The organism is Psychrobacter okhotskensis (assembly GCF_013248965.1).
GTDB lineage: Bacteria > Pseudomonadota > Gammaproteobacteria > Pseudomonadales > Moraxellaceae > Psychrobacter > Psychrobacter okhotskensis.
Map to the genome: position 1 here is coordinate 39,719 of NZ_JABRVQ010000004.1, position 25,009 is coordinate 64,727.

General features: G+C 45.2%; 19 protein-coding genes. 16 read left to right on the forward strand and 3 right to left on the reverse strand.

Annotation, left to right across the window (positions count from 1 at the left end; translation table 11 throughout):
* Positions 1-62 precede the first annotated feature (62 nt).
* The 12 genes from HQR03_RS03315 to HQR03_RS03370 all read left to right on the forward strand — a co-directional run bounded on the left by HQR03_RS03315 (position 63) and on the right by HQR03_RS03370 (position 15,774).
* A complete protein-coding gene (locus HQR03_RS03315) occupies positions 63-809 on the forward strand; it encodes an amino acid ABC transporter permease (protein ID WP_025651659.1) in 747 nt (248 codons plus the stop codon).
* Complete coding sequence (locus HQR03_RS03320) at positions 806-1,477, forward strand: ABC transporter permease subunit (RefSeq protein WP_101211769.1); 672 nt, start codon at positions 806-808, stop codon at positions 1,475-1,477. Before HQR03_RS03315 ends, HQR03_RS03320 begins: the two co-directional genes overlap by 4 nt.
* Before the next feature lie 193 nt (positions 1,478-1,670).
* Positions 1,671-2,402 carry an amino acid ABC transporter ATP-binding protein gene (locus HQR03_RS03325; RefSeq protein WP_173239201.1) on the forward strand — a complete coding sequence of 244 codons (732 nt, stop codon included), beginning with the start codon at positions 1,671-1,673 and terminating at the stop codon, positions 2,400-2,402.
* 212 nt (positions 2,403-2,614) lie between these two features.
* On the forward strand, positions 2,615-3,841 hold the full coding sequence (locus tag HQR03_RS03330; RefSeq protein WP_173239124.1) for an FAD-dependent oxidoreductase: 1,227 nt from the start codon (positions 2,615-2,617) through the stop codon (positions 3,839-3,841).
* Positions 3,842-4,182: 341 nt separating this feature from the next.
* Positions 4,183-5,955: an AMP-binding protein gene (locus HQR03_RS03335; protein WP_173239125.1), complete on the forward strand. Its 1,773-nt coding sequence runs from the start codon at positions 4,183-4,185 to the stop codon at positions 5,953-5,955.
* Positions 5,956-6,235: 280 nt separating this feature from the next.
* Positions 6,236-7,990 (forward strand): AMP-binding protein, encoded by a 1,755-nt coding sequence (locus tag HQR03_RS03340; RefSeq protein ID WP_173239126.1) that lies wholly within the window; start codon positions 6,236-6,238, stop codon positions 7,988-7,990.
* 140 nt (positions 7,991-8,130) lie between these two features.
* Positions 8,131-9,741, forward strand: a complete 1,611-nt coding sequence (locus HQR03_RS03345; protein ID WP_173239127.1) for a carboxyl transferase domain-containing protein — start codon at positions 8,131-8,133, stop codon at positions 9,739-9,741.
* A 254-nt stretch (positions 9,742-9,995) separates the two neighbouring features.
* Positions 9,996-10,790, forward strand: a complete 795-nt coding sequence (locus tag HQR03_RS03350) for an enoyl-CoA hydratase/isomerase family protein (RefSeq protein WP_173239128.1) — start codon at positions 9,996-9,998, stop codon at positions 10,788-10,790.
* A 56-nt stretch (positions 10,791-10,846) separates the two neighbouring features.
* On the forward strand, positions 10,847-12,958 hold the full coding sequence (locus tag HQR03_RS03355) for an acetyl/propionyl/methylcrotonyl-CoA carboxylase subunit alpha (RefSeq protein ID WP_173239129.1): 2,112 nt from the start codon (positions 10,847-10,849) through the stop codon (positions 12,956-12,958).
* A 50-nt stretch (positions 12,959-13,008) separates the two neighbouring features.
* Positions 13,009-13,929, forward strand: coding sequence for a hydroxymethylglutaryl-CoA lyase (locus HQR03_RS03360; RefSeq protein WP_173239130.1), 921 nt, complete (start codon positions 13,009-13,011; stop codon positions 13,927-13,929).
* Between the two features lie 66 nt (positions 13,930-13,995).
* A complete protein-coding gene (locus HQR03_RS03365) occupies positions 13,996-15,183 on the forward strand; it encodes an isovaleryl-CoA dehydrogenase (RefSeq protein ID WP_173239131.1) in 1,188 nt (395 codons plus the stop codon).
* A 123-nt stretch (positions 15,184-15,306) separates the two neighbouring features.
* Entirely contained in the window at positions 15,307-15,774 is a 468-nt protein-coding gene (locus HQR03_RS03370) for an energy transducer TonB (protein ID WP_101211778.1), read from the forward strand.
* A gap of 110 nt (positions 15,775-15,884) precedes the next feature.
* On the opposite strand, the gene HQR03_RS03375 is transcribed toward HQR03_RS03370, so the two are convergent.
* Both HQR03_RS03375 and HQR03_RS03380 read right to left on the reverse strand, forming a co-directional pair.
* Complete coding sequence (locus tag HQR03_RS03375) at positions 15,885-16,613, reverse strand: pantothenate kinase (protein WP_173239132.1); 729 nt, start codon at positions 16,611-16,613, stop codon at positions 15,885-15,887.
* Positions 16,614-16,650: 37 nt separating this feature from the next.
* Positions 16,651-17,601: a biotin--[acetyl-CoA-carboxylase] ligase gene (locus HQR03_RS03380; protein WP_173239133.1), complete on the reverse strand. Its 951-nt coding sequence runs from the start codon at positions 17,599-17,601 to the stop codon at positions 16,651-16,653.
* A gap of 179 nt (positions 17,602-17,780) precedes the next feature.
* Between HQR03_RS03380 and HQR03_RS03385 the strand changes: the two genes are divergently transcribed.
* Both HQR03_RS03385 and HQR03_RS03390 read left to right on the forward strand, forming a co-directional pair.
* Positions 17,781-18,584, forward strand: a complete 804-nt coding sequence (locus HQR03_RS03385) for a sulfite exporter TauE/SafE family protein (RefSeq protein ID WP_173239202.1) — start codon at positions 17,781-17,783, stop codon at positions 18,582-18,584.
* A 44-nt stretch (positions 18,585-18,628) separates the two neighbouring features.
* Positions 18,629-19,117, forward strand: coding sequence for a hypothetical protein (locus tag HQR03_RS03390; protein ID WP_173239134.1), 489 nt, complete (start codon positions 18,629-18,631; stop codon positions 19,115-19,117).
* Positions 19,118-19,163: 46 nt separating this feature from the next.
* Here the strand turns inward: HQR03_RS03390 and HQR03_RS03395 are convergent, their stop codons facing one another.
* Positions 19,164-19,463, reverse strand: a complete 300-nt coding sequence (locus tag HQR03_RS03395) for a DUF4298 domain-containing protein (protein WP_173239135.1) — start codon at positions 19,461-19,463, stop codon at positions 19,164-19,166.
* A 138-nt stretch (positions 19,464-19,601) separates the two neighbouring features.
* On the opposite strand from HQR03_RS03395, the gene HQR03_RS03400 reads away from it, so the two are divergent.
* Together HQR03_RS03400 and HQR03_RS03405 are read left to right on the forward strand one after the other, a co-directional pair.
* Positions 19,602-23,549 carry an AAA family ATPase gene (locus tag HQR03_RS03400; RefSeq protein WP_173239136.1) on the forward strand — a complete coding sequence of 1,316 codons (3,948 nt, stop codon included), beginning with the start codon at positions 19,602-19,604 and terminating at the stop codon, positions 23,547-23,549.
* A gap of 243 nt (positions 23,550-23,792) precedes the next feature.
* Positions 23,793-24,809: a cell division protein ZipA gene (locus HQR03_RS03405; protein ID WP_173239137.1), complete on the forward strand. Its 1,017-nt coding sequence runs from the start codon at positions 23,793-23,795 to the stop codon at positions 24,807-24,809.
* Positions 24,810-25,009: the final 200 nt, after the last annotated feature.

Consider the following 25,009-nt stretch of genomic DNA (forward strand, 5'->3'; position numbering starts at 1 on the left):
AGAGTCATAGGTAAAACCCATCTGGCGCGTCGGCTTATCAATCGCTGCTCGGAGAGCCAACCATGAATTATAGCTGGAACTGGGGTGTGCTCTTTGAGCATACCGGTATCGGTAGCGAGCTTTATATCCATTGGATGATGACGGGTCTTGGCTGGCTGCTATTGATTGGTAGTATTGCTTGGACAATCGCCATGGTCGTCGGTACCGTCTTTGGTATCATGCGCACCTTACCCAATAAGACCGCGCGGACGATCGGTACGGCGTATGTGACGTTTTTTCGTAATATTCCTTTGCTTGTCCAGCTATTTTTTTGGTTCTATATCGCCCCCGGCTGGTTGACACCAGCGATACAGGACTGGTGGTATCGTGACCTATCGCCCAACACTTCAGCCATGCTTTCAGCCAGTATTGGTCTTGGTTTGTTTACCGCCGCTCGTATCGTCGAACAGGTACGGACAGGTATCGAGTCATTACCCCAAGGGCAGATCAATGCCGCTTACGCGCTGGGTTTTAGTATTCCACAAGTCTATAAAGAAGTGCTGTTACCGCAAGCCTTCCGCATCATTTTGCCCCCGCTGAGCTCAGAGCTGACCAACTGTTTTAAGAACGCGTCTGTCGCTTCCTTAGTGGGGGTGATGGAGCTGATTAGCCAAACCAAAACCATCAGCGAGTATACGCAAAATAGTATTGAGATTTATACGTATGCGACGATTATCTATTTAGTATTTAACCTGTCATTGATTGCCATTATGGGCTTTATTGAACGCAAACTGCGTGTGCCGGGGCTTATTGCAGGGAGTCAGAAATGAGTATGATGACCGAACTTGCTACTGCTTATCCTGGTCTCATGGGCGGTATGCTCATGACTTTAAAAGTACTGTTTTTGGCGATTGTTGGTGGCATCAGTTTAGGCACGGTATTGGCATTGATGCGCTTGTCAGGTATCAAAGCGCTTGAAATACCAGCAAAGTTATACGTTAATTACTTCCGCTCTGTACCATTGTTATTGGTGCTGCTGTGGTTTTATTTTGCGGTACCGATGATTTATTTTTGGGTAGCAGGTAAGTACCTACAGCTTGATGCCGCTTTTGCTTCTTGTGTCGTCGCCTTTATGATGTTTGAGGCCGCTTACTTTTCAGAAGTGGTGCGTGCTGGTATCCAATCGATTGGTAGTGGACAGGTTAATGCCGCTAAAGCCTTGGGCATGACTTATGGGCAGACCATGCGCCTTGTGATTTTGCCACAAGCATTTCGCAAGATGCTGCCACTGATTTTGCAGCAGTGTATTATCTTATTCCAAGATACGACGCTAGTTTTTGCCATTGGTTTGACGGATTTTTTCCGCGCCGCTTACGTTCGTGGTGAGTTGATGGGTCTATTGACACCTTATATCTTAGGTGCTGGAGCAATTTACTTTATCATCAGCTTGAGCGCCTCTATCGGCGTGCAGCAATTACAAAAGCGCTTAAGGTTTTAAGCGTTTTAATCAAAGCTTTTTAGTTGAATAGGTTGAGTCTGATACTTTTACTAAAGTACTTTTATTTAATAATGATTACCGAACATAATGTGGTTAGGAGCCAGTGATGAATGAGCCAGTGATAAATAGTGCTGACACTTATACAAATGACTTTGGCGGACTGGTCACAAATAATGGTCATGCGACTGATGAGATGGTCATTGAAATAGACAGTGTCAGTAAGTGGTATGGCGACTTTCAAGTGCTGACTGACTGTACCGCTCATGTCCATAAAGGCGATGTCGTCGTGGTCTGTGGTCCATCAGGTAGTGGGAAATCAACCTTGATTAAAACGGTTAACGGACTTGAGCCTTTCCAAAAAGGACAAATTATCGTTAATGGTATCTCTGTTGGCGCACCTAAGACTAATTTACCTAAGCTGCGTAGCAGTGTGGGAATGGTATTCCAGCATTTTGAGCTGTTTCCGCATTTGACCATTATCGATAATCTGACGGTCGCGCAGATTAAGGTATTGGGTCGTAAAGAGAGCGAGGCCAAACAAAAAGCCATGGCCTATCTTGACCGCGTCGGACTGACGGTACAAGCCGCGAAATATCCTGCGGAGCTATCTGGCGGTCAGCAGCAGCGGGTGGCGATTGCGCGGGCCTTGGCGATGGATCCGGTAGCCATGCTATTCGATGAGCCAACCTCTGCGCTTGATCCAGAGATGATTCAAGAGGTGCTCGATGTGATGGTAGAGCTGACCCGTGATGGTATGACCATGATGTGTGTGACCCATGAAATGGGCTTCGCCAGTCAGGTTGCCAATCGGATTATCTTTATGGATGAAGGTCATATCGTCGAAAACTGTAGTAAAGATGAGTTTTTTGAAGGCGCAAAAAGTGAGCGCGCGCAGATGTTCTTGTCAAAGATTCTCAATCATTAGAGATGGCTACTAAAAACAGCTACTTTGTTATTTGAAGCTTTTATAAGTAATATTTATCAATAGCGTCTATTAATAGGCGCTTTTTTTGTGCCCACAGCATATCAGTAGATTTATATAGGACTGACTATATATGAGTGAATGGCTGTTTACTGATACAATAGCAGCCAATATGTCAAAAATTAAAATAATTTATAAACGATATTGGAGCTAATATGAGTGTAGAAAATTCATCAGTAGTAGCGAGCAATCCATCGGCAGGTATTGTCATTATTGGCGCAGGATTGGCTGGCTGGCACGTGATTGATGCGATTCGGACTAAAGATAAAGACATTCCGATTACTTTAATTACTGCTGATAATGGTGATCGTTATCATAAACCAATGCTAACGATGGCGATTAGCCAGAAGAAAAGCGCCGCCGATTTGGTGCGGGCTACAGGTAGTGATGCCGCAGAGGCTGCGCAAGTGATGTTGTTGGCTAATACGCATGTGATGAATATTGATCCTGTGAGTCAAACATTGCAGATTGCATCTAGCACGCAGTCGGAGACACCGACAGCGATAAGCTATGACAAGATGGTACTGGCAATGGGTGCACATCCTATTTTCCCAAAAAGCTTGCCTGAGGATTTGGTCTGGCACGTCAATCATATTGAGCGTTTTGGTCAGTTGCAAGAAAAGCTAGCAAGCGGCAGTCAGCACGTTGCCATTGTAGGGGCGGGCATGGTTGGGACAGAAATCGCCGAGGATTTACTCAAGGCTGGTCATCAAGTAACGCTGATTGATTTAAATGATGCACCGCTTTCACAAATGCTACCGTCAAAAGCGACGGCACGTATTGCAGGGGCGGTAAAATCACAAGGGATTAACTTTTTGGGCGGCTATCAGGTAAATGAGGTTATTCGAATAAGTGATGGCAACAATATTGGAAAGTTACAAGTCAGCTATGAGCCATTAGATGCACAAAACACAGTGTCTTCGCAGTCCGAACCATTAATCGTTGACCATGTCATTGCCAGTACCGGGCTGACGGTTGATGATAAATTGCCTGCTGCTGCTGGCGTTGAATTCAATCGACGTACCGGTATCGTGGTTGATGCGACAACGTTGCGTACTAATACTTCTAGTATTTACGCCATTGGTGATTGCATGTCTATCAATGGGGTAGCCTGTCGTTATGTTGCGCCACTGCGCGCGCAGGCGGCAACGATTGCTGATGATATTTTGGGTCACGAGCACGGCGGCTATGAGCATAAACCGCCGATGATTCGTCTGAAAAATAAAGCCATCTCTGTGATGGTTACTGGGGTTCCGCAAGCTGCTGGCAATTGGCAGGTAAAGACTGAAACGGATGAAGCGTTAATCATGAATTTGTTAGATGATAACAATGAAGTCAGTGCGACAGTAACGATTAAAGCGCCCGTTATACTTAAATCGTAATGGTTAAAAGAAAAGCTTCTAACGTTAAGTCAGTGTTGCCATCCTAAGGCAGCGCTGGCTTTTTTTATTCACATGTACCACATCTCTTGTATCGATATTAGACTTAAGAACGCTTCAGTATAATATCGATACATATCGTATTATTATTGATATTCTTTAATTTAAAGCACTGTATTATTGGTTAGAACTTAGTTTAGTTTAATCACAATCTGTGGTGATAAATCTATAGCGATAAAGAGGATGCGTTAAAAACTGTTCAAGGAAAAATATCACATTTACTTTGGTAGCCTATTTTTATAGCACTGCTAAAAACTCTCAACAGCAAAACGAAAGGACTCGTTATGACTCAGCTCACCAATGCCGACAATACTTTTAATGACAGTATTCCTAATAATGTCCCCAAAGTTAATATAGGCGCGCGCTCAGCGAATGCACCACTCACCCAAAGCCATGATAAAGGACTTGATGTACCGCTAATTGAAGCGACCATCGGAGATTTTTTTGATGCCATTGTCAATAAATATCCTGAGCATGAAGCCTTGGTTTCTCGCCATCAAAATATCCGTTGGACGTATCGCGAGCTACAGGAAAAAGTCAATCAGTTAGCCAGTGCCCTGATTGAGATGGGGCTTGAGATAGGGGATCGTATCGCTATTTGGTCGCATAATAATGCGGAATGGCTGCTGATGCAATTAGCGACAGCAAAAATCGGCGTCATCTTAGTCAATATCAATCCTGCCTATCGTACCTTTGAGCTGCAATATGCGCTGAATAAACTGGGCTGCTCGGCCTTAGTATTGATGCGTCATTTTAAAACCAGTGATTATACGCAAATGATCCGTGAGCTATGTCCTGAAATTTATCATAAAGACTATACTCAGCTTGATTTGGTCGAGATTCCTACCATCGAGCGCATTATTTGGATTGATGAACCAGAGAGTGATGAGGACTTTAATTTTATGCAGAAGTTCTCTACGTGGATGGCAGAGGGAGATGCAAACGACCCTCGCGTAGCGGAACGCCAAGCCCAGCTTAAGAATACTGATGCTATTAGTGTGCAGTTTACCAGTGGCACAACAGGTACGCCAAAAGGCGCCACCTTAACGCATCGCAATATCTTGAACAACGGATATTTTATGGGCGAAGGAATGAGGCTCACCGAAGAAGATAGGCTATGTATCCCATTGCCACTCTATCACTGCTTTGGCATGGTGGGTGGCAACTTAGCTATTTTGACCCACGGTGGTTGCGCGGTGTATCCCAATGATGGTTTTGATCCGTTGACAGTATTGCAAACAGTGGAAGAAGAAAAGTGTACTGCTCTGCTTGGGGTGCCAACGATGTTTATCGCGGAACTTGATCATCCAGAATTTGATAGCTTTGATTTATCTAGTCTGCGCACCGGTATTATGGGCGGCTCAAGCTGTCCCATTGAGGTCATGCGCCGTGTCATGGATAAGATGCACATGAGCGAGGTGACCATTGCTTATGGCATGACCGAGACCAGTCCAGCCTCTTGTCAGACCAGCTCGCAAACGCCCCTTGAAAAGAGAGTATCGACAGTAGGGATGGTGCTACCAGCGCTTGAGGTCAAAATCGTCGATACCGAAACGGGTGAGGTCGTCCCGATTGGAGAGACGGGCGAATTACTGACATACGGCTACGCGGTCATGAAAGGCTATTGGGGCAGCCGTTTTAAAACCCGAAAAGCCATTCAGGATGGTTGGATGCACACGGGTGATTTGGCAACGATGGACGAAGACGGTTATATCACTGTGGTTGGGCGTAGTAAAGATATGATCATTCGTGGCGGCGAAAATATTTATCCAGTAGAAGTCGAAAACTATCTCTATAGCCATCCAAAAATTCGTGATGTGCAAATCGTCGGCGTGCCTGATAAAAAGTATGGTGAAGTACTGGCGGCGTGGATTATTCCAAAAGAGCCGAGTGGCTTAAACGAAGAAGAGATAAGGCAATTTTGTCGTGACCATATCGCTCATTATAAAGTGCCGACCTATTTTCGCTTTGTGACTGACTATCCAATGACCGTGACTGGTAAAATTCAAAAATATAAAATTGTTGAGCAAATGATAGAGGAGTTGGGCTTGGAGTGATTTGAAACTATTCATCACTGGAAAAGCCAGCTTTTTACTATTATGGTATAAAGCTGGCTTTTCTAATTTAGGTCGTATAAAAGACTCGTTGATTAGTCACCATTGAAGCATTACTCTTGTGTCGTTATTTTTAAATGATACATAATGTATTACTATTATTGACAGCCTTTCATTGATGGCGTTATAGTAGCTGCATGCTATGTAAGACCTGTTCAAGGAAGAACGCTATACCCACAGGCTATTAATAAGCACCGTATAAAGTAAAACGAAAGGACTCGTTATGACTAAAAATCCTGATTTTGATACCATTCTAAAAAATATTCCTAGCATCAATATGGGCGCGCGCTCAGCAAATGCGCCACTTACCCAAAGTTATGATAAAGGTCCTGATGTGCCGCTGATTGAAGCGACCATTGGTGATTTCTTTGATGCGATTGTATCAAAATACCCAGAGCACGAAGCACTGGTCGTGCGCCATCAAAATATCCGCTGGACATATCGTGAGCTACAACAGCATGTCAATCAGCTGGCTAGTAGCATGATTGAGATGGGACTCGAGATTGGCGATCGCATCGGTATCTGGTCGCACAACAATGCTGAATGGCTTTTGATGCAACTAGCAACCGCGAAAGTCGGCGTTATCCTCGTCAATATCAATCCTGCCTATCGTACCTTTGAGCTGCAATATGCCTTAAATAAACTCGGCTGCTCAGCACTCGTACTCATGCGCCATTTCAAAAGCAGCGACTATGCAGGTCTCATCCGTGAGCTGTGTCCTGAGATTTATCATAAAGATTATACTCAGCTTGATTTGGTCGAGATTCCAACCATTGAGCGCATCATTTGGATTGATGAGCCAAACTCTGATGAAGAGTTTGGTTTTATGCAGAAGTTCTCTGCTTGGATGGCGGAAGGCGATGCCAACGATCCACGGGTTGCCGAGCGTCAAGCCCAGCTTAAAAACACCGATGCTATTAACGTCCAATTTACCAGTGGCACGACAGGGACGCCAAAAGGCGCGACGTTAAGCCATCGCAATATCTTAAATAACGGCTACTTTATCGGTGAGGCCATGAATCTCACTGAAGAAGACAGGCTGTGTATTCCAGTACCTTTATATCACTGCTTCGGCATGGTGCTCGGCAACTTAGCGATTCTGACGCATGGCGGCTGTATCGTCTATCCGAACGATGGCTTTGAGCCGTTATCAGTGCTGCAAGCAGTCGAAGAAGAGAAATGTACTGGTCTGCATGGCGTACCGACGATGTTTATTGCCGAGCTCGACCATCCTGAATTTGAAAATTTTGATTTATCGACTTTGCGTACTGGCATTATGGCCGGCTCTAGCTGTCCGATTGAAGTCATGCGCCGTGTCATTGATAAGATGCATATGAGTGAGGTCACCATTGCTTATGGCATGACCGAGACCAGTCCCGTTTCCTGCCAGACCAATGAGCATACGCCACTTGAGAAGCAAGTATCGACCGTTGGTTTGGTACAACCTGCGCTTGAAGTTAAAGTCGTCGATACCGAAACGGGCGAGATTGTACCCTTAGGGGAAACTGGCGAGCTACTGACCCGTGGTTATTCAGTGATGAAAGGTTATTGGGGCAGTCGCTTTAAAACCCGCGAAGCCATTCAAGATGGTTGGATGCATACCGGTGATTTGGCGACCATGGACGAAGATGGCTATGTCAAAATCGTGGGTCGTAGTAAAGACATGGTCATTCGTGGCGGTGAAAATATTTATCCAGTTGAGATTGAAAACTATTTATATCGCCATCCAAAAATTCGTGATGTGCAAATCGTTGGCATCCCAGATGAGCGTTATGGTGAAGTACTGGCTGCATGGATTATTCCTAAAGAGCCAGATTGTCTGACTGAAGAAGAAGTGCGCCAGTTCTGTAGCGAGCATATCGCTCATTATAAAGTGCCGACCTACTATCGCTTCGTGACCGAATACCCGATGACCATCACTGGCAAAATTCAAAAGTATAAAATTATCGAACAAATGAAAGAAGAGCTGGGCTTATAGTAAGCTTGCTTGTCAGCTATGAAATAACCAGACCTGAAAATCACGGATTAATCATGTGAGTAACGCTTAAAATAAACAACAGTTAAAATAACTCGCATAAAAAAGCTACTTGCATTTACGTATAAAAGAAAAGGGATATCATGAGCGCTATCATAACCAGTAAACTGAGTCCAAACGCTGCTGAATTTCAGCAAAACAGTGCCGCCATGCAAGCGGTAGTCGATGACCTATATGTGCACTTGCGTAAAGTCGTTCAAGGCGGTTCAGAGCGTGCGCGAGCTAAGCATCTAGCACGTGGTAAGCTACTACCTCGTGAGCGTGTCGAGCGTTTGCTTGATGTCGGTACGCCATTTTTAGAAGTGGCTCCGATGGCGGCGCACGATATGTATGGCGAAGAGATTCCCGCGGCTGGCGTGATTGCGGGTATCGGCCGTATTAACGGCACTGAGTGTATGATTGTCTGTAATGATGCCACGGTAAAAGGCGGCACTTACTACCCAATGACGGTCAGAAAACACCTACGTGCGCAAGAAATCGCGCAAGAAAACAACTTGCCTTGTGTATATTTGGTGGATTCAGGCGGTGCTAACTTACCCAACCAAGATGACGTGTTCCCAGATAAAGAGCACTTCGGGCGCATCTTTTTTAATCAAGCCAACATGAGTGCTGCAGGTATTCCACAGATTGCCGTAGTTATGGGCAGCTGTACGGCGGGCGGTGCTTATGTGCCAGCGATGAGTGATGAGTCGATTATCGTCAAAGACCAAGGAACCATCTTTTTAGGTGGCCCGCCACTCGTAAAAGCGGCAACCGGCGAAGAGGTCACTGCTGAAGACTTGGGCGGCGGTGATGTGCATACCCGTCTGTCAGGAGTCGTCGATCACTTGGCGCAAAATGATACTCACGCGTTGTCAATTGCGCGTAATATCGTCAGTCATCTCAATCGTCCTGCCAAGCAAATTCCGAATCAAATCAAGCCGCTTCCACCACGCTATGATGCCAAAGAGCTATACGGAGTCATTCCAACGGATAAGCGCAAGCCCTTTGATATCAAAGAAATCATTGCTCGTATTGTCGATGACAGTGCCTTTGATGAGTTTAAAGCGCGCTTTGGTACCACGCTGGTTTGTGGGTTTGCGCATATTGAAGGTATGCCAGTTGGCATCATCGCCAATAACGGCATCTTATTTAGTGAGTCGGCGCAAAAAGGCACGCACTTTATTGAGCTGTGTTGTAAGCGTAAAATCCCACTGATATTCCTGCAAAACATCACCGGCTTTATGGTTGGTCGAAAATACGAAAACGAAGGTATTGCTCGTCATGGCGCCAAAATGGTCATGGCAGTAGCCAACGCAAAAGTGCCGAAATTTACCGTCATCGTTGGCGGCTCATTCGGTGCCGGTAACTACGGCATGTGTGGCCGTGCTTATAGCCCACGTTTCTTGTGGATGTGGCCAAATGCGCGTATCTCGGTGATGGGCGGTGAGCAAGCCGCCTCAGTACTCGCAACCGTCAAACGTGATAATTTCGACCGTAAAGGCGAGGAATGGAGTGCGGAAGATGAGGCCGCTTTTAAAGCGCCGATTCTTGACATGTACGAAGAGCAAGGTCACCCATACTACGCGACAGCACGTCTCTGGGATGACGGGGTGATTGACCCTGCCGATACCCGTAATGTACTGGCATTAGCGCTTAGTGCGGCTCACAACGCACCGATTGAAGAAACAAGTTTTGGTGTCTTTAGAATGTAGATTAGTATTATATTTTTGATGAGAGAATGCTTTAGTTTAAAATGAAAGCTGTGTTACTAAGGTCAGTACGTGACTGGTAAAAAATTTTCTTGCGTGCTGTGCCTACACCGCTCGATGCTACGAGAATTTCTACCAGTCACCCATTTCTTTTCGAAGATAGAATGACGGTGTTAGAAGTAAAAAAGAACATTACGCAAAACTATCTGTAAAAAAAGACATGCAAAAGTTATCACAAAACATTGAGAAAACCCTATATGAATAATTATAAAAGCTTATTAGTTAACGTTGAGCAGCACATCGCGACGGTAACTTTAAATCGCCCTGAGATACGTAATGCTTTTAATGACGAAATGATTGCTGAGTTGACCGATGTATTCAATAAGCTTGGCACTGATGATAATGTGCGAGTCATCGTGTTAGCGGCTGCTGGTAAAGCGTTCTGTGCTGGCGCGAATCTTAACTGGATGCGCGCGATGGCAGATTATAGCTATGAGGAAAATCTAGCGGACGCTGATAAGCTCGCGCAAATGCTTAAGACCATTTATGAATGTCCTAAGCCAACGATAGCTGCTATACAAGGTGACGTTTATGCAGGCGGTATGGGCTTGGTCGCCGTTTGTGATGTCGCTATCGCCGTTAAGATTGCCAATTTTTGCTTAAGTGAAGTGCGTTTGGGGTTAGCTCCTGCAACGATTAGCCCTTATGTGATAAAGGCATTGGGCGCACGAGCTTCGCAGCGCTATTTTTTAAGTGCGGAAGTATTCGATGCTAAAAAGGCGCGTCAGTTGGGCTTTATCCATGAGCGCGTCAGCGAAGAATCGCTTGACGATGCCGTTGCTGCGTTTTGCGATAAAGTGGTCAAAAACAGCCCCGACGCGGTTAAGACCTGCAAACGCTTATTGCACGAAGTCGCGGGCGCACCTATTACCGATGAGTTGATTGCCGATACCGTCAAAGGCATTGCTGATATCCGTTCATCAGAGCAAGGAAAGGAAGGCGTGCAAGCGTTTTTGCAAAAGCGTAAACCTGATTGGTTAACAGCAGACTAGTAGTAAAAAACGATAGTCAAGCCGATAAATAAAAACGATAAGTTACAGGGATAGTTATGTTTTCTAAAATTCTAATCGCCAACCGTGGTGAAATTGCCTGCCGTGTTGCAGCAACTGCCAAGCGTCTGGGTGTAAACACCGTCGCTGTTTATTCTGATGCTGACCGTGAAGCTAAGCATATCGCTGTCTGTGATGAAGCCGTTTATTTGGGCGGATCGTCTCCCAAAGACAGCTATCTTAAAGGCGACGCTATCATTGCGATTGCCCTCGATGTTGGCGCGCAAGCAATCCACCCAGGTTATGGATTTTTAAGTGAAAATGCGGACTTTGCGCAAGCCTGTCAGGATGCTGGTTTGGTGTTTATTGGTCCATCCGCTGCTGCTATTCGTGCAATGGGTGGTAAATCTGAGTCCAAGCGCCTAATGGAGGCAGCTGGCGTGCCATTGATACCAGGTTATCATGGTGACAATCAAGATGCCGAGTTTTTAAAGCAGCAAGCAGACAGCATTGGCTATCCAGTATTGATTAAAGCCAGTGCGGGTGGTGGCGGTAAAGGCATGCGTATCGTTGAGCAGAGCAGCGATTTTATTGACCTGTTAGACTCATGTCGCCGCGAAGCCATCACCAGTTTTGGCAATGATCAAGTATTGATTGAAAAGTACGCTCTAAAACCACGTCATATCGAAATTCAAGTATTTGGTGATACGCACGGCAACTATGTACATCTGTTTGAGCGTGATTGCTCGGTACAACGTCGCCATCAAAAGGTATTAGAAGAAGCGCCAGCACCGGGTGTCGATGTCTCAATGCGTGAAGCGATGGGAACAGCAGCTATTGAAGCGGCGCGTGCGGTTAATTATTTCGGCGCAGGTACCGTTGAATTTATCGTTGAGCAGCGCGAAGGTTCTATGAATTTTTATTTCATGGAGATGAATACCCGTCTGCAAGTTGAGCATCCAGTTAGTGAAGCCATTACGGGTGTAGATTTGGTCGAGTGGCAACTCTTGGTCGCAGCGGGTAAGCCATTACCTAAGCAGCAAGATGAGCTGGCGATTAACGGTCATGCGATTGAAGCGCGTATCTGTGCTGAAAACCCTGACAATGGTTTTTTACCTGCGACAGGTACTTTATTTACCTATCGAAAGCCTGAGCACAGCACCTTTAACATTACCGATGTACGTATCGATGATGGGGTACGCGAGGGTGATGTCATTAGCCCGTTCTACGACTCTATGATTGCTAAGCTTATCGTTCATGCGCCCACTCGTGAGCAAGCATTAGCGAAACTCGATCGAGCACTCGGACAAACACGCATCGTTGGTTTGCCGACTAACGTGGCGTTTTTACGCTATATTCTAAATACTGAGTCATTTAGTCAAGCCAATCTCGATACCGCACTGATAGAGCGTGAGGCGGACGAGCTGTTTAATCAGCATCCGCTTAAATTATCGACGCTTGCTGTGACGGCTATTGCGCAGCAGCTTGCCAGTGAAGGGATTGCACAAGACGCAGATGCAGATCCTTTTAGTAAGCCTACTGGTTTCCGTGCTTATAACGATTACACAAGATCGTTTAGCTTGATATATGATGAACAAGCTTATAGCGCCCGTATTAGTAATTGGCACAATGCGAATGATGCTGACAGCAAAAAGGGTAGCGATACTCTCAGCAGCTTTACGTTGGCCATTGAAAAAGAGATCGCGAGTAACGACACTCAAGATAATGTCAATGTGGCCGCTCAGACAGAGAGTGTTTATGAAGGTGAAGTCAGCTACGCCAGCAGTGACGCACACAATCATACTTTATGGCTAGAAGGCGCACGTATTAGTGCTCAAAGTTGGGTACATAATGAGACCGTTTATGTGTTCACAGATAGCGGTCGGGACGAGATTACGCTGATTGATATTATGGCACATGTGGGCGAAGAGTCTGCAGCGGTCGGTAGTTTGAAGTCACCAATGCCAGGGCAGGTCGTTGCCTTTAAAGTGGCTGTCGGCGATAGCGTGAAGAAAGGCGAGCCACTCGCCGTTATTGAAGCGATGAAAATTGAACATACCATTACAGCACCAACTGACGGTGTGGTGGCAGAATTGTTATTTGCGGCGGGTGACTCGGTTGCTGATGGTGATGAGCTGCTGCGTATTGACACGGAAGCTAGCGAAGCTTAAAAACTGAAGTATAAGAACTGAAGTATAAGAACAATGAAAGGATAGTAACCATGAGCCATTCGTATCCAGAGCACGTCACCATCGTGGATGTCAGCCCACGTGATGGCTTACAAAATGAATCGATGACGGTACCGACTGCCGTTAAGCAAACGCTTATCAACGATTTAATCGCGGCAGGCGTCAAAAAGCTTGAGGCGACCAGCTTTGTCTCGCCAAAGTGGGTGCCGCAAATGGGTGACAACAGTGAGCTGATGACTGTGCTTGCAGATAATAGGCGTGATGACATTATTTATTCGGTACTCGTGCCAAATATGCGCGGTTTTGAAAATGCTATTGTGCATCGTCCTGATGAAATTGTTATCTTTGGCTCAGCCAGTGAAACCTTTAGTCGAAAAAACATCAATTGCAGTATTGATGAAAGTATTGAACGTTTTGCACCCGTTGCCGCTGCCGCAAAAGAGCAGGGCATCAAAGTGCGCGGTGTTATCTCTTGCACGGTCGGTTGCCCTTATGAAGGCGAGATTGACCCTAGCCAAGTGGCTTATGTGACTAAGCGCTTGGTTGAGATTGGTTCAGAACAGATTGGTATTGCTGATACCATTGGTGTTGGTACACCGCTGAAAGTACAGCGCGCGCTACAAGCCGCTTTAGAATATGCCGACATCGCTATGCTATCAGGCCATTTCCATGATACTTATGGTCAAGCCGTGAGTAATACTTTAGCCGCTTTACAAATGAGCGTCAGTGAATTTGATACCTCAGTGGCTGGGCTTGGCGGCTGTCCATATGCCAAAGGTGCAACGGGCAATGTCGCCACCGAAGATGTAGTCTATATGCTGCACGGTATGGGTATTAGTACTGGCATTGACTTAGATAAATTAGTCGTGGCAGGTGAGCGTATCAGTGAGTTTTTAGGTCGTCGTAATGGGTCAAGCGTGGCGCGAGCCATCATCAATAAGCGTCAGCCTTAACTAACACTACTTTAAAAAAACAGATTAAAATTCAAGATTTAAAACATCAAAATACAAGGAATGGTTATGAGTTTACCTGGATTGAATTTTCAGCTTGGCGAAGATATCGACGCGTTACGTGATGTGGTGCAGCAGTTTGCGGCGAAAGAAATTTCCCCGCGTGCAAGCGAAATCGACAGCAGCGATGAGTTCCCAATGGATTTATGGCAAAAAATGGGCGACCTAGGTTTGCATGGTATCACTGTTCCTGAAGAGTACGGCGGCTCTAACATGGGCTACGTGGCTCACATGGTGGCGATGGAAGAGATTAGCCGCGCTTCTGCGTCCGTGGCGCTGAGCTATGGTGCGCACTCTAATCTGTGTATCAACCAAATTAAACGCAACGGTTCAGAGGAACAAAAGCAAAAATATCTGCCGAAACTCATTAGCGGTGAATTCATTGGTGCGCTAGCGATGAGTGAAACGGGCGCTGGCTCAGATGTGGTCAGCATGAAGCTAAAAGCCGAAGAAAAAGACGGTGGCTACATTTTAAACGGCAGCAAAATGTGGATTACCAATGGTCCTGATGCGGACGTAATGGTGGTTTATGCTAAGACCAATCCAGAAATGGGTGCGAAAGGCATGACGGCATTTATCGTTGAAAAAGGTATGGAAGGCTTTGGTACGGCACAAAAGCTGGATAAACTAGGCATGCGCGGTAGCCATACAGGTGAGATGACCTTTAACAATGTTGAAGTCCCTAAAGAGAATATTTTAGGCGGCCTCAACGAAGGCGTTAAGGTGCTGATGAGTGGTCTAGATTACGAGCGTGCAGTATTAGCTGCAGGTCCTATCGGCATCATGCAAGCGGTGATGGATAATGTCGTGCCTTATATCCATGATCGTAAGCAGTTTGGTCAAGCCATTGGTGAGTTTCAGCTGATTCAGGGCAAAGTCGCAGACATGTATACGATACTGCAAGCAGGTCGCAGCTTCTTATACACCGTCGGCAAGAATTTGGATCTGTTAGATCAGCGCGGTGCTGGTCATAGTCGCGAAGTGCGTAAAGATTGCGCCAGTGTGATTTTATGGTGTGCCGAAAAAGCCACGTGGATGGCAGGCGAGGGCATTCAAATCTTTGGCGGAAATGGCTATACCAATGAGTATCCACTTGGTCGTTTTTGGCGTGATGCTAAGCTCTATGAAATCGGCGCGGGTACCAGTGAGATTCGCCGTATGTTGGTTGGTCGTGAGTTGTTTAACGAGACTAAGTAAAGTTTAATGGCGAATTAAAAGTTAACTTTTATCGAATTTTTCTGCTCTAAGATCTAAAAATGTGCTACGTTATATGTCTCATAGCGTGGCACTTTTTAATGATTTGGATAAAAGACTTTTATAATGATTCGCAAACTACATACTAACTTAGCTTTTAATACATCTTCTCCTTTTCGAACCAGTATAAAATCTATCAGTGCTTATGGCCTGTTAGTCAGTTTATTTGCATTGTTTACGATGACAGTGAGTATGTCGCCTGCACAGGCAGAGTTGGTTGATTTGTCTAATTCTGAACCCGTTACTCAAATTTCTATTAGCAATGCAAATTGGGTGGTAAGACCTATTTTGAGAATCGAATCTCATTGTATAAACACTATGAGTACCGGCGATAAGCTCACTCTCTTGTTAGATGGATCGGTTGATAAACAAGGCAAAATTACTAGAGTACAAGTCAAAAAAAGCAGCGGTAATCAATGCTTGGATGAGAATGCTATTCGACAGGTAAGAAGCGGCAGAATGAAACCAGTCATGGTTAAAGGAAAAGCCGTAAGAGCAAGTTTTAGCTTACCTATCATTTTTACAGTGCCATAGGTAGTAATAGAGAAGTTAGACGTATTTAAACCAAAAAAAGCAGTACGCTTAAAACGTACTGCTTTTTTTATGTTTATTTTATATCTTATAAAAATCTTAGATTAAAATTGCTATGTCTGTTTACTATGATCAAAATATCGTGCCAAGCCATTTAACAATAAATCATCACGCAAGCGTACTGGACGGTTGACGTGCTGCGAGATAATCGCTGCATCACCACCCGTCATAATGACTTCAAAATTTGGATGACGGTTACTGATCTCATTGATCGCACCAACGATGGACAATAATATCCCACGATGGACCGCATCTTGCGTGGTAACTCCCTGACTGACGCTATCAAAAGTACCATTAGAGATGGTAATTTGCTTGGTGCCTGAAAATAGTGATTCACGTTGCAGGTAAATACTGGGGAAAATATAACCGCCTAAATGCTCCGCGTGATCAATCAAATCAATCGTCACCGCTGTACCGCAACCAATCACACATTGACGCTTTTTCTTATCAACTGCGCCCAGCATCTGTAGCCAACGATCGCAGCCGAGCTGCTCGTCATTGTAGGCGCTACGCATCAAAGGGTGTGCAGCATCAACATGGACAAACTCAAACGGAATATCTAGACGACTCAAAGTCTCTGAGACTTTTACGTTCAGCTCGTCACCTAGTACTGACGAGATACCGATAAAGTCGGGCGCATAACGCTCAAAACGATCGGTTAGACCCATGAGTAATTCGGCAGGCGCTTGCAAATGCTGCTTGGCATCGTGCGCGACTATTTGTCCGATATCATCGGTGAGCCAGTATTTTAGACGGGTATTACCAAGATCTAACCAGAGCATAAAAATCCCTTTATATGGTGCTCGTTAAGTAGGCGGTCTAAGCCTCATGAATCACATCAATACGACCGGTAAAAAGCGCAGAAATCTTACCGTTATCTTCACGCAATTGCAAACAGCCGTTTGTATCAATACTGCAGGCGTCACCAGTGATTACATGCGAATTATCATCATGGTCTTGGGTGACCCGTAATCGCAGACCTGCCAGTGCATCCATCCTTGCAAACTCTTGCAAAAAGTTATCTAAATAGTAAGTATGCCCAGTTGGCCTTTCGATATCAAAATGCTCAAAGCGCGTTATAGCTGCCAGTAGTGCTTCACTAATTTGCTGATAAAGCATCTGTAAGGTTGGTAGACTGTTAGCGTTATCTGACGCCAGCATTTCATAAATATCTTGCAAGCTAATTGCTTGATAGCTCATGCCTTCACAAGTTTGCGCGGTTAGCTTTGGCGCAGCTTGTACATTAAGTCCAACGCCCATGACCACGCCGACCAATTTTCCTGCCTTCCAAACTGGTTCAATTAAAATACCTGCAAGCTTATTAAATTGGATAATTTGCGTGTCTGGTTCAGCTTTATCTGCTTCAGATGAATTTTGATAAAAGCCCAAGTCATTGGCCCATTTTACGCCGATAGGGGTTAAACCTTGCGCGCGTAATTTCTCATTCAATGTTTGGATAACAGGCGTTTTTGCCAGCTCAACGCCGATGATTAACGATAACAAACCGCTAATGGGCATGTGTACTGGGTGGTATAACGACAGATAGACATTACCGCGCGGTGATTGCCATGAGCGACCTCGCTGTCCGCGTCCTGCACTCTGGGTTTCAGCTGTTAGTAGCTGCAACTTAGTAGCATCCAGCGTGCCATCTTGCACAGCGTCTATCAGCTCACTATTGGTAGAGGCGCTGCTGGTCACATGACGATGGGTAAGTTCGGGTAAATGGACGGAATAATTGGCTGGTGACGGCATAGATATAGATAACGGCATAAATTTAGTCGCTGTAGTTCATATACTGTTTGATAGAGTCTTTAAGATAGCATTTGATATACTAAGGCCATTGTTAAGAATGACAGCCATCGGCAGAATTGTCACGACTTAGATGCTAATGACGTGCAGGCGCTGGTTATTATCATCTAAAAATAACCATTATAAAAGGTAGTACTATGATGTTGTATGTGTGGTTTGTCATTGCAGGGGCGTTTGCTGGGGTCAGCGCAGGTTTGTTTGGCGTCGGCGGCGGCATGATTATCGTACCAGCATTGGTATGGATTTTTACTGCGTATCATTTCCCTCCTGAAGTGGTGACTCATTTGGCGATTGGCACGTCACTGGCGACCATCGTTGTGACTTCGATTAGCTCATTGACTGCGCATAATAAGCGCGGCGGTGTACGCTGGGAAGTATGGCGCAAAATGGCGTTGGGCTTGGTCATCGGCAGTTTGGTCGGGGCAGGCATTGCCGATATGATTGACGGTAAGGTATTACAAGCCATCATCGGTGTCGGGGCGTTATTGGTCGCTTTAAAGATGTTGTTCTTCTCTAACAAAGAGCAGTTAGGTAAGCCGTTACCGCCTGCTAGTGTACAGTTTGGCGCAGGAGCAGGTATTGGTATGGCATCGTCTATTTTTGGGATTGGTGGTGGCAGTTTGACGGTACCGTTTTTAAACTGGGCGGGACTGCCGATGAAGCAAGCGGTCGGCACTTCAGCCGCTTGCGGGCTACCGATTGCATTGGCTGGCGCGGCAGGCTTTGCATGGTTTGGTCAAGACGTGGTCAATCTGCCTGAAGGTACGATAGGCTTTGTGCATATCACTGGGTTTTTATGTATTTCCGTCGCTAGCTTTGCGATGGCAAAAGTCGGTGCCAAGCTTGCCCACGTACTGCCCGCGCTCACGCTTAAGCGTGCCTTTGGCATATTGTTATTATTTGCTGGCGGGCAGCTTTTGTTAAGCGGGATTGGAATTCTCTAGAAATTTAAACTCTAACTTAGGCAGTGTTTTTAGGAAGGTGATGAATGGATGTAGTATTAGTGAGTCTTCTAAGTGTTGCTTTAGGGGGAGCAATTTCATTTGCAACGAGTTCTATATTAAATTGGCAAAACCACAAGCGTGATCTTCTAAAGTTAGGACTAGAATATAAAAAAGAAATACAAGTATTTAAACGAGAGAAATATGAGCAGTTGATTATCAAATTATATAAATTAACCTATATGGTTCACGAGGGTATCTACTTTCGCTCTAGAGGTGAAAGTTTAATCGTTCCCATAGAGACGTTTATGATGTTGATGACAGAAGTAGAAACATTGATTATGTTGCACTTCCCATTATTAGAGGAGGACTATAAAAAGTTCTCTAAGCAACTTATCGACTTATACACTGAACTATATGCTGGTAGTTTTGAGCAATGTGAGATCATTAAACAGGCATTTGATAGAGAGGCTGACAAACTATTAAAGGTTATCAAACAATATGCTAATGAATATACACAAATAGCCACTCCTTAGAAGTATCTTTATTTATTTACTATCTTTTATTAATTTTAAAGAAATCCTATTTCTTATCAATCGCATCAAGCCCTAGACGCATCCACTTTCTTGCTAAATCATCATGGTCGCTGAGCATGCTCCATAGCGCATCTTCACTAAAGATTGAGTGCGCTTTACCCGAGTGCTCAATAGGCAGGTTCGCTTCACGGTCTGTCATCCATTGCGGATTGAGATAATAATCTTTCAACTCGTTTTGCAATGCTTCAGCTTTTAAGAACTGCTGCTGCGCTTCAAGCTGCTTACGATGCAGCTCACACCATTCTTCATATTTTTGTTGTAATTCTTGCGGATTATAGTTAGGCATTTTTATACTCTTATTTTTTGATAGTTATATGAATGATTATTATTTCAGCCCTATTATAGCATCCTTCACAAACCCTAAAAATCCGTCACAATTTCAGGTAGAATAGCCGCCTGTTTTCGCCATATTTACTGATCCTTCATGCGCCTAAAATCTCTCAAGCTGGCAGGCTTTAAATCCTTTGCCAATCCAACGACTTTTACCTTCCGTCATGGAATCACCGCCATTGTCGGGCCGAATGGCTGTGGCAAATCCAACGTCATTGATGCCATTCGCTGGGTGCTTGGTGAGACCTCTGCCAAGCAGTTACGTGGCGGGGCAATGAGTGATGTCATCTTTGCCGGCACGCAAGATAAATCCGCCAAAAGTGTTGCCAGTGTTGAGCTGACTTTTGAGCATACGCAAGACGAGCAGACGGGTATTCGCCATGAGTTTAATCTCTATCAAGAGCTGTCCGTCCGCCGTCAGGTAAATTTAGAGGGTCGCTCGGACTATTTCATCAATGGTACGCGCTGTCGTCGCCGTGATGTGGTCGATGTATTCTTGGGAACTGGGCTTGGCGCGCGCAGTTATGCGGTCATCGAGCAGGGCATGATTGGGCGTATTGTTGAATCTAGCCCGTTGCAGCTGCGTGAATTTATCGAAGAGGCAGCGGGAGTTTCACGCTATCAAGCGCGTCGTGAAGAGACGCAAAAGAAGCTTGAGAAGACGCAGGATAATTTAGCACGTCTGCATGATATGCAAAGCGAGCTGGTGAGCCAACAAAAACGCTTATCTAAGCAAGCCGCCAGTGCTGAGCGTTACGAAGAGTTAGCGTTAACACTTGCTGATATTAAACAACAATTTGCCATTCAGCAGCTATATCAAGCCAAGCATAATCAGCAGCAGCAAAAAATCGCCCATGAACGTAGTGCTAATGAGGTCGCCACACTACAAGCCAGCTATGAGACTCTAAAAGCTAAGCAAGATAAGCTTGCAGCGCATATCAATCAAGAACAGTGGCTAAAAGACGACGCCCAAAGCAGCCATTATCAGCAGCAGCTAAGCTATCAACAAGCTGAGCATGAGCTTAGCGATGCCAAATCACAATTAAACGTTATCGCACAGCAACTTACCAGCTTGGATCAGCAGCGTGGGCAAGCAGTCGATGAGATTGAGCGTTTAAAAGCTGAGCAAGCTGAGCAGCAAAACGTGCTAGAAGAATTGCGTCCGCAGCTAATTGAACTGACAAATAAACGTGACACGTATAAACGCAATGAGCAACCGTTGCAGCGCGCATGGCATGAAGCGCAAAACAAGCTGTCACGCCTGCAAGATAATGCGCGTACGCTTGAGCAGCAGCAAGCGATTAATAGCCAAGCGCAAAAACGTCATCAGCAAAACCATGAGAAATGGCAGCGTCGCCAGCAAAACTGGCAGAATTTATGGCAGCAACTACAACAGTCACTAGCACCAGCTGTCAATACTGACAAGGCTGATGGTAATGGACAAGAGCAGGTTGATGCGAACAATTTGCAGCGCACATTAGAGACGCAAGTGACTGAGCTAAATAAACAGTTGCAGCAGATTGAACGCCAGCAAGATAGCGTTGATGAACGCCTGTCTGAGTTACAACCGCAAGCGCATGATTTACAACAACGCTTGATAACTCAGCAACGCGAGTTGAGCGAGGATGAAAAACGTCACGCAGTCTTAGCAGGTGAGTACGATACTCTACATCAGATATTACATCCTAAGCCCACACCAAAGTCGCAACAGCAAGCATCTATTTCAGGAACTGACAATTTAAAAACTGTTTTAGAAAATGAAATAGCCAACGACTATAACGACTTAGCTATCACCACCTTACGTGAGCAGATTGAACTAAGCGCAAAAGGTCAGCAGCATGCAGAGTTACTTGATAGCGTAATGGCGTTATGGCTCGATAGTCATGTGCTGATATCTAAACAATCAAGTAATGAAAAAGTTAACAGCGACGTTGAAAAAGAGAATAGCTTATGGCAAGCGCTTGAGTATGATTTAACAGCTTTATTTACTTATCAGACTGCGCAAAACGAACAGATTAATAAACAGGACAATTTTTCAATAGAAAATGGTCATAGCCTGTGGCTATCTGCTAAGCAAAGTGATGTAAACGCAAAGCCAATTGTTAGCGAATTGCCTGACGGTTTGACTGATACAATACTGCCTTTATCACAGCTGATTACTGCACCTAACTTAGCGCTTTGGCAGCAATGTTATTTATATGTCGCACAATCTGAGGTCACTAATAATCAGACTCTTGACGCGCTCGCTGATATTCTGAAAATATTACCATCATCAGCAATTCTGCTAACCTCGGACGGCTGGCTTATCAGTCGTCAGGGTACGATAAGTCTCAGTAAATTTATTGGGGCGCAAGATGGTCAAAATGAGAGCAATAGTCAATTCTTAAGCCAGCGTTTACAGCAACGTAGCCGTTTGCAAGCATTAGAAGATCTGCTTGATGAGTTTGAAACCAAAATACAAGAGCAGCAAAAGACTATCGCTAATAATCAGCGCAATTATGATTCGTTAACGATCAGCTTAGAAGAAACTCGCGCGCAAGCGGAGCAATTAACCCGCGATAAGCATCAATACCAGCAGCAGCTTACCACTCAGCGCGCCAACGCTGAACGTCTACAAGCAGACAGCCAGCGTCTAAATGCTGACAAAGAAGCCCTTGAGCAAGAGCAACAAGAGCTTGAGCAAGAATTGCAAACCCTCAATCATGAGCAGCAGCATATCCAAAGCGAGATAGCCGCGCTGACGCCGCAAATATCTGATGCCCGTGCGACCAGTCAGCAATTACAGTCCGAGCGTAGTGAGCTCGCCCGCACACGTCAGGCAGATGATGACGCTTGGCAAGCACTACAGCTTCGTATTCAGCAAGGTGAGATGCGCTTAGAGCATAGCGCTAGTAGTCTTGCACGGGCAACTGCGCAGCATGAAAAATCGCTACAAAGCGAGCAAAGTCTAAAGGCGCGTCATGAGCAGCAGCAAAGTAAACTGCCCGCACTACAAGCAGCATTGCAAACAGCACAGAAAGCACGCGATGAGCAGCAAGTAGTATTAACAACACGCGAGGCAGCATTAACGGCGCTTAAAGGGGAATATAGTCAGCAGCAGAATGAATTAGATACGCTGCAAAATACTCTGCAAACACAACAAAGTGAGCTTGCACGTCTTGCCACCGAGCTGGCATTAAGCGCGGCACGTCTAGAAGATGCCAGTACTCATACGCAAGAGGCTTTAGAAGCTTACTATGGCATTAGGCATAGATATAAAACTGATGAAGAGTTACCACAGCAACCGATTAGTGTCTCAAATTTATTAGCGGATTTTATAGCCCATGATCGCCGTATACGTCCAGATAAAATCGCAGAATTAGAATCTGAGCGCGCAAAGCTTGAGCAGCAGCTCAGTAAAATTGGCGCGGTCAATCTCGCTGCAGTAGCAGAATTGGCAGAAGTTAATGAGCGCTTAGAGCCACTGGCGCAGCAGACAGCAGACATTGCTGCTAGTATGGAGACGTTAACGGAGGCGATTGCCTCGATTGATGAAACCACCAAGACGCTATTTATGCAGACACTTGAGGCGGTCAATAGCGAGCTTGCCAACTTATTTGCCAAAGTCTTTGGTGGCGGGCAAGCAAGCTTAACGCTAAATACTGACGATATGCCTGCTAATGCGCCAAAGTCAGAGCAGTGGCGGGCAGGGCTAACCTTAATGGCGCAACCAAAGGGCAAGCGCAATAGTCGCCTTGCTGTGCTGTCAGGTGGTGAAAAAACCTTGACCGCGCTAAGCTTAATTTTTGCGATATTTAAGCAGCATCCAGCGCCGTTCTGCGTGCTTGATGAAGTTGATGCGCCACTTGATGATGCCAACGTTGCTCGCTTTACCAGTCTGATTCATGAGTTGGCAGACGATTTGCAGTTTATTTTTATCAGCCATAATAAGCTGACGATGCAGATTGCTGATGAGCTAAAAGGTATTACCATGCCAAACGCAGGTATTTCGACTTTAGTCAGTGTTTCACTTGATGAAGCGGTGCGTTATGTAGAAAGTTAAGACTAAACAAGTTAACATTGAACAAAATGATGTTGACGCTACTATTAGCATGGTCACTGATAGCAGTGTTACTGATTGGCTATAATAAAATTGCACGCCACAATCGTTGCAAACGACTCAAATAAAGCTTGCTGACTATAAAATACACAATGTGGTGACGACATGGGTCAGCCATGCTAGAATATTGCCATTTATGCCTTCTTATGTATTCCCTTTTATCATAGTTATTAGGATATATTTCTCATGACCGCTATTCAGTTTATATTGATTGCCATTGCCGCGTTTATCGTGCTCGCAGGGCTGTTTATGGTCATTCGCAGCTTTAAGCGCCGCAAAACGGCTGAGGCTGCCGCGGTCAATTATGATAAAAACGGTATTCCTATCATACCGCGCCACGAGCGTAATATCGTCGATGAGCCAGACTTAGAAGATACCGTCGCTGGCGAGACTAGCATCGGTCCTGATCGCAGTTATTTGGATGCCGTCGTCGAAGAAGAACCTTTGACCCAGACGCATACCACTGTCGATACGCAGTTGACCGTTGGGCGTGGTGAGACTAATGACGTTAATCATGACGTGATGGCTGATACCGATTATGCGCGCTGGCAGGACGAACAACAGCGTAGCGATAATAGCGAGTTTGCAGAAACGGCGCAGCAGATGCAAATCGAGCAAGAGCCTGATGCCTTTTCTAGCCTGATGTCGGCGACTGACAATTTGATGCCGTCGATTGATACGGCAGAAGAGCCAAGCTTTGATAATAATAGTCCGATATTGGATCAGCATCTGTCAGAGCCTGTTGATGAAGCGCAAAACGGTCCATTGATTAATGCCAAAGACAATATCAATATCACTATTTTGCCGCATCAATACCGTGACCGTCCAACAGCAGTGATACGTGGTCGCGATTTATTGGCGTTAATCGATAAATATGGCTTACGCTATGGGGCGATGAATATGTTCCATCGCTACGAGCAAAAAGACGGCACTGGCATGCTGTGGTTTAGTATGATGGGCATTACTGATAGTGGTATCGCGCCTTTTGACCCGCATAGCGTCGCGACCAATACTTATAACGGCGTGGTGGTTTTCTTATCCTTGCCACATCCACAAGCGCTGCGTAGTTTCGATAGTATGATGAGCATCGCCTATATGATGGCAAGTGATTTGGACGCCGTTATGCTCGATGAAGAGAACGAACCAATCACCCCTGAATACAAGCAGCAATTGCGTAACCAAGTTCGCGATTATGAAGGTTAGTTTTAACTGATTAATATAAGCTAATTAATACAGGCTGATAATATTAGTAGCAGTATAAAAGGCAAATAGCGCTTGACGTTATTTGCCTTTTTTAATGGGCTATAGTTTCCGAAAAGTGCTAACCATAGTAGACTGAGCGAGCCTAACACAGTATCTGATTTATATAGGATTGACTATACCGAGCTTCCTACAAACTTGTT